Source organism: Nostoc sp. FACHB-110, from assembly GCF_014697425.1.
Taxonomy (GTDB): domain Bacteria; phylum Cyanobacteriota; class Cyanobacteriia; order Cyanobacteriales; family Nostocaceae; genus Nostoc_B.
In genome coordinates this window covers 22123-34274 of record NZ_JACJRU010000040.1, presented here as the reverse complement: position 1 = coordinate 34274, position 12152 = coordinate 22123, and the positions used below count along the sequence as shown (strand labels likewise).

The 12152-nt window shown below is 41.3% G+C and carries 12 protein-coding genes and 1 pseudogene; 8 read left to right on the top strand and 5 right to left on the bottom strand.

The window, feature by feature from the left end; genetic code table 11:
- Positions 1-128 precede the first annotated feature (128 nt).
- Both H6G69_RS26585 and H6G69_RS26580 read left to right on the top strand, forming a co-directional pair.
- On the top strand, positions 129-512 hold the full coding sequence (locus tag H6G69_RS26585) for a hypothetical protein (RefSeq protein ID WP_190692118.1): 384 nt from the start codon (positions 129-131) through the stop codon (positions 510-512).
- Complete coding sequence (locus H6G69_RS26580; RefSeq protein WP_190692117.1) at positions 502-849, top strand: DUF5615 family PIN-like protein; 348 nt, start codon at positions 502-504, stop codon at positions 847-849. Before H6G69_RS26585 ends, H6G69_RS26580 begins: the two co-directional genes overlap by 11 nt.
- A gap of 25 nt (positions 850-874) precedes the next feature.
- Here H6G69_RS26580 and H6G69_RS26575 read toward each other — a convergent pair whose 3' ends face one another.
- The 3 genes from H6G69_RS26575 to H6G69_RS26565 form a co-directional block, all read right to left on the bottom strand.
- Positions 875-1684, bottom strand: coding sequence for a DUF3598 family protein (locus H6G69_RS26575; RefSeq protein ID WP_190692116.1), 810 nt, complete (start codon positions 1682-1684; stop codon positions 875-877).
- A gap of 67 nt (positions 1685-1751) precedes the next feature.
- Positions 1752-2654 carry an ABC transporter permease gene (locus tag H6G69_RS26570; RefSeq protein ID WP_190692148.1) on the bottom strand — a complete coding sequence of 301 codons (903 nt, stop codon included), beginning with the start codon at positions 2652-2654 and terminating at the stop codon, positions 1752-1754.
- A 173-nt stretch (positions 2655-2827) separates the two neighbouring features.
- The gene (locus H6G69_RS26565; protein WP_190692115.1) at positions 2828-4540 is read right to left on the bottom strand and encodes a diflavin flavoprotein; all 1713 of its coding nucleotides are present in this window, start codon (positions 4538-4540) and stop codon (positions 2828-2830) included.
- 365 nt (positions 4541-4905) lie between these two features.
- Here H6G69_RS26565 and H6G69_RS26560 point away from each other — a divergent pair.
- From H6G69_RS26560 to H6G69_RS26550, 3 genes and pseudogenes are all read left to right on the top strand, one after another.
- Positions 4906-5082 (top strand): annotated as a pseudogene (locus tag H6G69_RS26560) (flavin reductase family protein); the annotation flags it as partial.
- A gap of 167 nt (positions 5083-5249) precedes the next feature.
- Positions 5250-6917, top strand: coding sequence for a glycosyltransferase family 39 protein (locus tag H6G69_RS26555; protein ID WP_190692114.1), 1668 nt, complete (start codon positions 5250-5252; stop codon positions 6915-6917).
- 82 nt (positions 6918-6999) lie between these two features.
- Positions 7000-7536 (top strand): Uma2 family endonuclease, encoded by a 537-nt coding sequence (locus H6G69_RS26550; protein WP_190692113.1) that lies wholly within the window; start codon positions 7000-7002, stop codon positions 7534-7536.
- 44 nt (positions 7537-7580) lie between these two features.
- On the opposite strand, the gene H6G69_RS26545 is transcribed toward H6G69_RS26550, so the two are convergent.
- The gene (locus H6G69_RS26545; RefSeq protein ID WP_190692112.1) at positions 7581-8540 is read right to left on the bottom strand and encodes a glycosyltransferase family 9 protein; all 960 of its coding nucleotides are present in this window, start codon (positions 8538-8540) and stop codon (positions 7581-7583) included.
- Positions 8541-8725: 185 nt separating this feature from the next.
- Between H6G69_RS26545 and ispD the strand changes: the two genes are divergently transcribed.
- The 3 genes from ispD to H6G69_RS26530 all read left to right on the top strand — a co-directional run bounded on the left by ispD (position 8726) and on the right by H6G69_RS26530 (position 10733).
- Positions 8726-9412, top strand: a complete 687-nt coding sequence (gene ispD, locus H6G69_RS26540; RefSeq protein ID WP_190692111.1) for a 2-C-methyl-D-erythritol 4-phosphate cytidylyltransferase — start codon at positions 8726-8728, stop codon at positions 9410-9412.
- A 155-nt stretch (positions 9413-9567) separates the two neighbouring features.
- Positions 9568-10128, top strand: coding sequence for an SMC-Scp complex subunit ScpB (gene scpB, locus H6G69_RS26535; protein WP_190692110.1), 561 nt, complete (start codon positions 9568-9570; stop codon positions 10126-10128).
- A gap of 257 nt (positions 10129-10385) precedes the next feature.
- Entirely contained in the window at positions 10386-10733 is a 348-nt protein-coding gene (locus H6G69_RS26530; RefSeq protein WP_190692109.1) for a DUF760 domain-containing protein, read from the top strand.
- Positions 10734-10855: 122 nt separating this feature from the next.
- Here H6G69_RS26530 and H6G69_RS26525 read toward each other — a convergent pair whose 3' ends face one another.
- A complete protein-coding gene (locus H6G69_RS26525; RefSeq protein WP_190692108.1) occupies positions 10856-12061 on the bottom strand; it encodes an HhoA/HhoB/HtrA family serine endopeptidase in 1206 nt (401 codons plus the stop codon).
- Positions 12062-12152 lie beyond the last annotated feature (91 nt).

The window sequence follows — 12152 nt, the reverse complement described above, 5'->3', positions numbered from 1 at the left end:
GTCACGCAGAGGTAATTATTCTTATTTTTCTTGGCGTACTTGGCGCACTTGGCGGTTCGTTCCCTTATATTTAGGATATATATAGTAATTCTATCTAAGTTGTGAAAAAAATACTTTGGAGTAGCTTGATGTCCCTACAAGAACTGAAAGAGCAAGTTCGTAAACTTTCTGTAAGCGATCGCCTCGCCCTTGTCAATGCTATTATTCAATCTCTACAAGATATACCTCAAACTGAAAACTGGCAATATTTAGTAGCTCGTTCTCATCCCTGGCGTAAACAACTTTATATTAAAGGACGCAAACTTCTGGCATCAACTATTTGGCAGGATATGATGGCTAATCAGATGTCTTCAGAGGAAGCCGCCGAAAATTGGGATTTACCCCTATGTGCTATTGAAGAAGTGATTAATTACTGCGAGAGTCACCAAGAACTACTAAAACTAGAAGCGGATGAGGAACGCTATCGCCTACAAGTAAAAGGAGTATCAATTGAGTCTACGAATGCTGCTTGATGAGGATTCTCAAGCAAAATACTTGGTTCATCTTCTTCAAGCAGTAGGTCATGATGTAGTGACTGTTAATTTAGTAGGTTTAATGAATTGTCCTGATGTAGTTGTGTTAGATTATGCAAGACAAGATGGACGTGTGCTGCTTACCCGTAACTGTAATGATTTTCAAGAATTACATCAAACAAATCCATCTCATCCAGGCATTTTGGCGGTTTATCAAGATTTTGTAGTATCTAAGAATATGACCTATCAAACTATTGTCAAGGCAATTGCTAATCTAGAAGCCGCAAGCTATTATCTGGAGAATCAATTTATTATTCTTAATCAATGGAATTATTAATCAGGACTTACTTTCATAATCACTTTTACACCTTTTGTTCAGTTACCAATGTAAGACTCACCCATTCACCTTTATCGTTATAACTACGAACCATACGCTGACGTAAATTAGGGTGAATTAACCAACCCACTTCTAAAAATAAAGGTTGACGTAACTTCACTTGTAATGGCGATGTAGCAGAAGCACCATTAGGTAATAGTAAAACTTGCACCTGATTTTGGGGATTTTGGTCAAAGTGAATTAGAGAATCTTTGATAGTGCCTGTTGAAGTGATGGTTCTTTCGCCAAAAGTCAAACTTTGCACTAAACGTCCAGTATCATCTAAATGTAATTTTAAAGTTGAAGAGTATTTATCAGGCGATCGCCAGTCAGGATATATTGTAACCGCCTCACCACGCCATTCCCCCAACAAATCATTTACCGTTAAGGGAGGGTTTTCTACTGCTTCGGTTCCGGCTAAATGTTCTCGGATTAAAGTTAGTTTATCTAGCTGACCATTTTTATCAAATAATTGCACTAAACGTACGCGGCGATTTTCATAAATTAAACTTAGTTCTGCACCAAATTCGGTAAATGGTGCTAACTGAATCGAACCTTGAGAAAATGCACCATTGTCAAAAAAAAGTGTTGCCTTCGATAGTGAACTATATTCTAAAACTAAATCTTCTTGCCCTTCACGGCTAACAACTTGGTGAATAGTTTTATTATCATTCAACCCTTCTAAAGAAACTACGCTTTTAACATTGTTCAACAGCGCACCTTGAGGCGAAAATCGGGTGAATGAACCTTGCCACTCACCAAGATTTTTTAATAAAGATTCCCATTGAGATGTCATGTTATTTGTCCTTTGTCATTGGTCATTCGTCATTTGATCAATATAATAGAGAACTCTGGAACATAGACTAAGCCTTAGCAAACCGATGTACTGCAAATAAGCTACCTATTAATCCTACCGTTGCACCGAAACTTAAGAGAATCAACGGTAATAATAAGATTTGTGAGGGTGCAAGTTGCACACCATTGGCAATGAATTGAATAAACTCTGGTTGATTAGCTAAGAGTTTACCTAAAAACTGTTCAATTACCGAAATAAAACTCCAAGCGATCGCACCACCAACTAAACCAAAGGAAATTCCTTGTAAAATAAACGGTAGATAAATCCACGCCGAAGTTGCGCCGACTAGCTGCATAATTTCAATTTCCTGCTTTCGCGCCAGCACAATTAGACGAATGGTAGTAGTAGTAACAGCGATCGCAGTTAAAGTCAAAATACAGGTAATTGTCACAGTAAACCAGTTTAACCCGCGATGCAACTGAGCAATTCGTTTGACAGCTTCATCTACATATTCAACAGTATCAACACCGCGCAATTTCGCCAGATTTGTAGCTAAAACTGGTACTGTTTGAGAGTTACGCGCTTTGACCTTCATCTCATCCACTAAAGGATTTTCCCCTAGTTGCTGAGTTGCACCATCAATATCCGCAATTCCCAAATCTTTGACTAATTTTGGCCAAGCTTCTTCTTTAGAAATGCTTTGCATCTCTACAACTTCCGGCATTTTTACTACCAAATGCTCGATACTTTTGGCTGGAACTCCCGGTTCTAAATATACGGAAACCTCCAACTGGCTACCGAATTGATTGAGGAGTTTTTCTACCTGCCAAGAAGTTTGCAAACTCAAGCCGAACAAAAATAATAATACCGCCACAGTGCTAACAGCAGCCCAATTCATCCAGCCGCCACGCAATAATCCTAAAAAAGTTTCTTTGAGTAAATAGTCGAGTTTAGTGAGAAATTTGAACACAGACACCCCAACATCACAAAAGTAAATCGTAATCACTCTTTATACTCGATGTGATGAAGTTTACCCATGTCATTCTTACTAAATAACAAACCACTCCAGACGCAGAGTACACAGAGAGTATATACTCCGCGTAACTCTGCGCCAACCTCAGCGCCCCTCTGCGTTAAAACACATTAATAATGCGTAGCCGACTTGCGATGATGCACCGCCGTCACACCATCCTGATTCAACACCTTACCATTTTCCACAGTGGCATAAACTAACCAGTGGTCGCCCGATTCCATCCGGTGCTGAACTTTACACTCCAAGTAAGCTAAAGCATCAGCCAAAATCGGAGAGCCATTTGCACCTTCTTCCGTGGCGACACCTGCAAATCGGTCTTCTCCAGGGCCGAAGGGTTTGAGGAAATGTTTCATCAACCCGATGTGACTGCCTTCTTTAAGAATATTCAAGACAAATTCGTTACCTGAGTGGGTTAGTGATTCTACTGCTCTTTCTTTGGCAACGGCGATAGTTAACCCCGGCGGATTAAAGCTGGCTTGGGCTACCCATGAGGCTAACATGGCGCTGGCTCTATCTTCTTGTTTGGCTGTCAGCACGCACAGAGAGCCAACAATACGCCCTACTGCTTGTTCGACATTGGTCGCGGGGACACCTTGCGATCGCACTTTTTTGGCTTTCTTCAAGGCTTGGGCAAAGTCTGTTCCGGCTTCTTCACACAATTGTAAGGTGGCATCATCGGGTTTAAATTTTACACGGATGGCATCAAAACCAAAGCGATAACCAGCATCTTTGAGTCGGCTTTCAATTAAATCGACGGCTTCACCACTCCAACCAAAGGAACCAAATACACCCGCCAGTTTATTATTCGTGGCGGTGGATAATACAATCCCTAAAGCTGTTTGCACTGGTGTGGGTGCATGACCGCCTAACGTGGGTGAACCCATGACAAAACCATCAGATTTTTCCACCGCCGCGCGGATTTCTTCTGGTTCAGTAAATTCGCAGTTAATTGATTCTACCGCCACACCAGCTTTTGTAATGCCACGCGCGATCGCTTGGGCTAAGGTGGCAGTATTGCCATACGCCGAAGCATAAATTAATGCAACTGTCAAGTCAGCCGAGGTTTGCTGTTGACTCCATTGGCGATAAGCTTTAGTTAGCTCAATTAAGCCGTAACGTACTAAAGGCCCGTGTCCCGTCGCATACAAACGTGCGGGAAAATCTGCGAGTTTTTCTAGTGCTGTTTCCACCTGCCGCGCGTGGGGAGCCATCAGGCAGTCATAATAATAACGGCGGTCTTCGTTGATAATTTCCCAGCCTTCATCTAAAACTTGGTCGCCGCAGATATGCGCCCCAAATAACTTATCTGTGTAGAGAATTTCGGTTTGCGGGTCATAGGTGCAGAGTTCATCAGCGTAGCGGGGGTTTGGTGTAGGGATGAATTGCAGGTTATGTCCCTTACCCAAATCGAGGGTTTCGTCTCCCCGCATCACGATAATTGGTAAGTCGGGGTTTTCTAAAGCACCGCGTAAATTTATCGCCCCTGGGTTAGAACAAACAAAGGTAATTTGGGGTGCAATTTCTAATAAAGCTTTTAAAGTGGCGGCGCGGTTAGGGTTGATGTGACCAAGAATGACATAATCAATGGCTGTGACATCAATACGCTTTTGCAACGCATCCAGATAAATTTGCGTGAAAGTTTCTCCAGGCGGGTCAATTAAAGCGATTTTATCTGCTTGAATTAAATAAGAGTTAGCTGTAGTTCCTTTAGCTAGGGCATATTCAATTTCAAATCTTAACCTTGTCCAACTGCGCGATCGCATGACAGTTGTATCGGTCGCAATGGGTAGTATTTGTACGTCACGCGGTTTAGTATCTGGCATAATTTTTGAATAACTTGTTTATTTTTAAGCATTTATTATGGCTGAAACAGCAATTGCAGCCAAAGAGTACCCATTTAAATTAAAGCTTAATTTAGTGGATTAAATTTTCAGTATTTCTTATGAAGAGGATAACATTCTTATTTAACATCTAGATTTAGCTTGAACTGGCAGAAGCCTCTCACTCAGTCCGATAGGACGACGAGATGAATGACAGGCTAGTTGACGACAATCTTCCGACCTTGCTGTTGCATCGGTGCAAGGGAGAGGGTTTTGTCGTTTCTGCACAGATGTGTCAAATCATAACTAGGGGAATAAAGCAATTGTAGCAAATGCGATCGCTCAAGGATTAATTCAAAATGGCGTTAACTGCTGCTAATGGTTGTTTGATTTTGGATGACGCATTAGCCTATTTAGAATGCACTGTACAAAATCAACTCGAAGGTGGCGATCGATGGTTGATTTAAGTAGTAGATAAAGGAGAAATGCTAACCAATGATGGGATAACCGCTATTGAACATCGCAAATCTGGCAGTTTTTATTAATATTGTTCTGTTAATTTGCTCCCTACCTCATACAGATTCAATCATCAAACAGAAGCAGAAATTGTCTCAGTAAGATTTCAAAAAATTTGGCAGAAATCAAAATATTATGTTGTATTCTGCCAATAAGTCTAAATATAGACACAAATCTACTTCTGGATAACTGACTCATGCAAATCATCAAAAAATACCAATCAAATGGTAAGTTTGTCTTGCATTTTTTCTTTTTGATTGTCCTGTTATTGGGTATATTTTTCCGTTTTACTAATCTTGACCATAAAGTTTACTGGTATGACGAAGCCATAACCTCTTTAAGGGCTTCTGGCTACACTGAACAAGAAGTTGTGGAAAAATTTTCCCCAAATTCAGTAGTTAGTGTAACTGAACTCCAACGATATCAGCACCCTGATGGCACAAGAAACCTTGTTGATACAGCTAAAAGCTTGATTAAGGAAGATCCGCAACATCCTCCTTTATATTACAGTTTGGCAAATATTTGGTTCCGCATTGTTGGTAGTTCACCCGCATTGGCTAGGTTTTTACCTGCATTACTTAGCCTGATAGCATTTCCCTGTGCTTATTGGCTGTGTCAAGAACTTTTTATTGAAACAGGAGTTTTCACTTCTACGTTGCCTACGTATTTAATGATGGGATTAATTGCTGTCTCACCATTTCATGTGCTTTTTGCTCAGGAATCGAGACAATACAGTTTATGGGCTGTAACTACTTTACTAACAACAGCAGCTTTATTACGCGCAATCAGATTAAATAGTAGGGCTAGCTGGGGTCTTTATATATTCACTCTGGTAATCAGTTTTTATACATTTCTTCTGACTGGATGGGTAATGATTGCTCACGCTCTTTATGTCATGATCATCTGTGGGTTTCGTAATCAAAAAACTATCAGAAGTTACTTTCTAGCCTCTGTATTAAGTATTGTAGTTTTTCTTCCTTATGCTTGGATTCTCATCGTTAATCAATCTCAAGCTAACAAAGGACTCAGTTGGGCATCCCGTTACAGTCTGAAAAACTCAGAACTTAGGGATATATGGATTCAGCACCTTGGCAGGATCTTTTTTGATGTAAATCAAGCACCCTGGGATTTTTATGTGCATAGAGTGTTGATAGTCTTGACCTTATATGCCTTTTATCGCCTGTGTCGTCAAACACCCATATCAGTTTGGTTACTGATTGTTCTTTTAACTTTTGCTAGCACATTACCGTTGATGATACCCGACTTAATTTCAGGTGGAATACGCTCAACACTGGCACGGTATATGATTCCAGGTTTATTAGCAGTCCAACTAGCTATTACTTATTTGTTAGGAAAAAATTTAACTAGTCCTTCATTAAAATCTTGGTATGAAAAGTTTTGGCGATTATTCTTAGTTATCTTAGTTACGGGAAGTATTTTGTCTTGTGTCGTTACCTCTCAAGCAACAGTTTGGTATAACAAAGGCCACAACGGCGAAAATATGGCTGTTGCCAAAATAATTAATCAGGCTACTCATCCGCTTTTAATTAGTGATGCCTCGGTAGGCCGTCTTTTATCTTTAAGTTACTCACTGAATCCAACTGTAAAAGTTCTCCTTCAGCCTCGCTGTGCTACCTGTCCAATTCAATCTGCCGATACATTTAGAATTCAAATGCCAGTCGTGGAGAAATTGGAGCAATTTAGTGATGTATTTTTGTACCGCTATAATCCTAGTAAAGACTGGCTGAATGAATTAGCAAAACAGCAAAATTATAAATTTGAACCCATTTCAATTAGATTTCCTCAAGGATTAAAAGAAAGACCTGTGTTGTGGAAAGTTGACTCTATGAAAAAAGCTGAATAAAGCGATCGCCTAAAAAGCCAATAAAATATGAAATATCACCAAAGTCTGTACAAGCAAGCATAGTAAGATTTTGTTAACAGATATGCCTCAATCAATCACACAAGTTTCGCTGGCAGAGTTTCTGACTCAACCCAATATTGAGGCTTCCCCTGCCTGGGAATTAATTGATGGGCGAGTTGTCCAAAAAACAATGCCAACCCTGTTTCACTCACGCCTACAACGTAACCTAGTCAATTATATTAACGATCGCACCGATCAATTTGAAGCCGTGCAAGAGCTACGCTGCATTATACCCCCTTACTCACCAGTGCCAGATATTGCGATTATTGCTTGCAACCGCCTTGCTGATGAGGATGGCCCATTTAATGGCGCACCAGATTGGTTAATTGAAATTCGCTCACCCGACCAAAGCACCCTAGACTTACAAAATAAAATTCTTCACTGCCTCAGTAACGGAACACAACTAGCTTGGTTAATTGATATCGCTCGTCAGCAAATATGGGTTTGGCAAGGAGATGACCTACCGATAACCTTTGCAGGAGAAGACCTTTTGCCAACTTTAGGTATTATCCCTGAACTCACAGTTAATGCGGTCATAACTATGACTCGCAAAAGATAGGTGACAGGAATAGGGAAACGCCACCTGTCACCTGCCATCTTGAATTAGCCGCCCCAAATTTTTGCTGAAACTGTTGCTGGCGAAATATCTGCCACTTTCCCAGTCGGGGATTGAATAGCGAGGAATTTTTCGCTGTTTGGTAACAACTGTGCCGGATCTGCGGAACCAATTAAGCCGATGGTGTAGGTTTGAACTGCCACACTCAACTGTAAAGGCGCACTTTCAGTAGACAGCATTAAGTTTGCCCCGGCAATCATCGCTGTCAACTTACCGATATTATCTGGTGATGTTACCTTAATTTCTGGACAAGATTCTCGCAGCGATCGCACAAAGGCTTCATCATCAGCACCTTGAATGACAACTATCGGTAAATCTGGCTGTTTACTGTGAAATTCTTGAATAATCGGTTGCCATTTATCTACAGGATAAATTTTCTCGGTACTTTTACCTCGTGGGATAGGATCTGCACCACCATAAATCAACACATAACCAGTGTCATTTGCTCCCAAGCGTTTTTGCTCATATTGTGACCATTCAATATCGGGTTTAGGCACATTTACAGCTAACTCTGGGCAAGGTGTTTTAATGCCTAATGGTTTTAGCAAATCATGAAACGCTGCTGCTACGTATTGAGAGGAGTTAAAAGGCACTGTATTAGTGAGAAAATTTGCTCCTTTGCCTTCAAACCCAATACGTTGGGGAATCCCCGTTAACCAAAGCATCAGTCCCACTAACCAGCTTTGTCCAAAACTAATGGCAATATCATACTCGCGATCGCGAATTGAGCCTACCAAGTTTCCCCAATCTGCCAAACTGTTACGATCTTTAAAATCAAAGGTCAATACCTCGTGAACAGATTTGCTCACCCGGTAGGCAGCCTTTGACCGGGGTTCGGTAACGACATCTATCTGAGCTGTGGGATAATAGCGGTTCAGATCATCTAGAGTCGGAAACAAGAGAATTTGGTCGCCAATTCCGCCAGGTACAAGGGCTACTACTCGCATAATAATTATTGACGCGTACTCGCTCCCTATTTTAGGGGAATATAGGTATGAAAGATTAGGGAATGGGGAGTGGGGAAAAAGTCTGAAGTATGAAGTGTGAAGTATGAAGTAGAAAATTCCATACTAGCTACGTAAAAATACTAACCTCTAACCCCTAACCCCTAGTGTAGTGATCGAGGAAGCCTGTGCATTTATTAATTCCTGCTGCCGGAGTCGGCAAAAGAATGGGTAGTAACCGTAATAAACTTTTACTTGAGGTCAAGTCAAAACCGATTATCGCTTGGACTTTGCTAGCTGCTGAGGCGGCAAGTTCGATTAGTTGGGTAGGAATTATTTCTCAACCTGTTGATTGGCAAGACTTGAAAGCCATTATCGCCGATTTAAACTTGACTAAACCTGTGGAATTTATTCTCGGTGGGGCTACACGTCAGGAATCAGTTTATAACGGCTTACAAGCACTACCAGCAAATGCCAAGCAAGTGTTAATTCATGATGGTGCTAGATGCTTGGCTACACCCAATTTATTTAATGCTTGTGCTGATGCAATTCTTCACTGTGCTGGTTTGATTGCGGCTGTCCCAGTAAAAGACACGATTAAAGTTGTTGATGAAAGTGGCATAATTCAGAGTACACCCGACCGACGAAATCTCTGGGCTGCCCAAACCCCCCAAGGATTCAATGTGAATTTGTTGAAGCAGTGCCACGCTGAAGGTATTCGTCAAGGTTGGGAAGTAACTGACGATGCGGCTTTATTTGAAAGATGCGGCATTGAAGTCCGAATTGTTGAGGGTGAGGAGACGAATTTAAAAGTGACCACTCCCCAAGATTTAGCGATCGCGGAATTTATCCTCAATCATCGAGGATCAAGGTAAAAATTCTCAATATTGAGAATTATTAAGGTACTTTTTGACTTATGTATCAAAAAAAACTATAATCCCACACATTTGTTAATCGTCAGTTATTGAGTCATCTGTTCTCAGTGACTAATGACTAATGACTAATGACTTTTGACTAGTGATTAACGCTCATGAAAACAGCTACCGCAACTAAGACAGCAACAAAAATAGAAGCGATTCTCTACTTAAAAGGCAAACCCTTATCTTTGAGTGAAATCGCCGAGTATGCAGGTTGCGATCGCGCTACTGCGGAAGAAGGGATAATTGAACTGATTGATAATTATGCCCGCAGAGATAGTGCCTTAGAAGTTGTGGAGACAAAAGATGGCTATAGTCTCCAACTTAGGTCTGATTTTCAGGACTTAGTGCAAACCCTGATTCCGGTAGAATTGGGACTAGGTGCATTGCGAACCTTAGCTGCGATCGCCCTCAATAGTCCCATTCTGCAAAGCGACTTAATTAATTTACGCGGCTCAGGCGTTTATCAACACGTTCCTGAATTAGTCGAATTAGGTTTTGTCAAAAAACGGCGAGATAACGAATCTCGTTCCTATTCTTTACAAATAACACCAAAATTTCATCAATATTTTCAAATTGAGCAACTTCCCCAACCACTAGATACCCAAGAACAGCAACTTGAGCTAGACCTAGCAATTGAGGATAGTGAAGCGGGACTAGAGGCTAGAGGCTAGGATGAGAAAACATTTTTTCAACTAATCCCCACTCCCCACTCCCTAGTACAGGTTGGCGGAAATAAACAGACCATCTGAAATTGCTAAAAGGCTTGTGGTATGACTATTTTTTCTTTTTACTTTTGCCTTTTTACTTTTGCCTTGTTGTACTAGCCCCTTACCCCCAGGTAGATCCAAAACCCATACCTGTGGAAAAGGCCCTACCCTTGTACTATGGTTTAGAGTAGAATTAGCAACTAAGCTAAAAAAGACTGCCAATGGTGTTTGATCCTAATTTTCTGAATGACAACTCTGAGGAACACCCGAACCAACTTCTAAGCGAGAACTTTGAGGAAAACCCCAATCAGTTACTCCAGTACTTGCAACATCAGTCGCCTGATGTTCTAGCTCGTGTCGCCCAGTCTGTCAGCCCCGAAATTAAACAAATCATTTCCCAAAACGTCCAGGGGTTAGTGGGGATGCTTCCTGCGGAAAATTTCAACGTGCAGATTACCACAGACCGAGAAAACTTAGCTGGGCTATTAGCATCAGCCATGATGACTGGGTATTTTCTCCGTCAGATGGAACAAAGAATGCAGTTAGATTATTTATCTGATGGTCAATAGTCAAGCAATTTTGGATTTTAGATTTGAGATTGACTGCATCCACAAGGGACAATCAATTTAAAATTGAATAATTTTTTAGTCCAAAATCCAAAATCCAAAATCTAAAATTGTTTGACCGTTACCTATTTTTTAGGATAAACGCCTGACTGCACTTTCCAAGTCTGAATTTTGCCACTGCGGTTGATTTCAAGTACCAAAATATCCCCGACTGTGCTGGACTCCACTAGTTTCTGCACTTGTGCGGCTGTTTTCACGGGCTTACCGTTAACTTTTTGAATTATGTCCCCAGGTAGCAGACCTGAGCGTTTTGCAGGTGAGTCATCTAAGACCCCTTTAATGACAACGCCACTATCCTGCTTAATATTGAGTTTATTTTCTTGATTAATTTGCTGTTTTTTCGTGGGAGATAAATCAGCCATTTCAATTCCCAAGAAGGGATGTTCTACGTGTCCTTTAGTAAATAATTCGTTGGCTACACGGGCGGCAATTTCAATGGGGATAGCGAAACCTAACCCTTGAGCGTCAGCCCGAATTGCCGTGTTTACGCCAATAACTTCTCCTTGGGCATTTAATAAAGGGCCCCCAGAATTACCTGGATTAATCGCCGCATCAGTTTGGATAAAGCTAACGCGCTTATCTGGGACACCTACTTGCGCGCTGGTGCGGTCAGTAGCGCTGATAATCCCAATAGTGACAGTGTTATCTAAACCTAAAGGATTGCCAATAGCGATCGCCCATTGCCCAGGAATTAAATTTTGGGAATTACCCAGTTTCACAGTGGGTAATTTATCGCCAGGAATTTTGACAACTGCCACATCTGTCACAGTGTCAATACCTATAACCTTCCCTTCAAAACTCCGACCATCTTTGAGGGTGACTTGGACTGTATCTGTGTCCGCCACCACATGAGCATTTGTCAGCAATTCTCCATTTTGACTCAAGATGAATCCTGAGCCTGTACCGCGCTCGATACGCTCTTGCGGAATTGCTTGTTCTTCTTCGCCAAAAAAGCGACGTAATAGGGGATTTTTCAGAGCTTCAGAAATTGGATTTGCGACTTTGCGTGTCGCATTAATCCTGACTACAGCAGGGCCTACCTTCTGCACGGCTGTAGCAATAAAATTCACATTATCGCTGTTACTATTACCAGTATTGCCGCCACTGGCATAAGGCGTTACAGATTCCGGCGGTAAAGCTGCTGTCACATTTCTTAACTCTTGAAATGAGCGATTTTGTGGCAGGAGATAGCGACTGCCAAATAAACCTGCACCACCGCCAACTACCAGTAAAGATAAATAAATAGCCAGTTGTTTCACAGATAAATTCATAATAATTACGCTTAAGGACAGCAATGCGGTTGCTAATTTCTAAGTGTAATCAAGCTAATCGCAAGTGGACAGATAAATTTAACATAGAGTT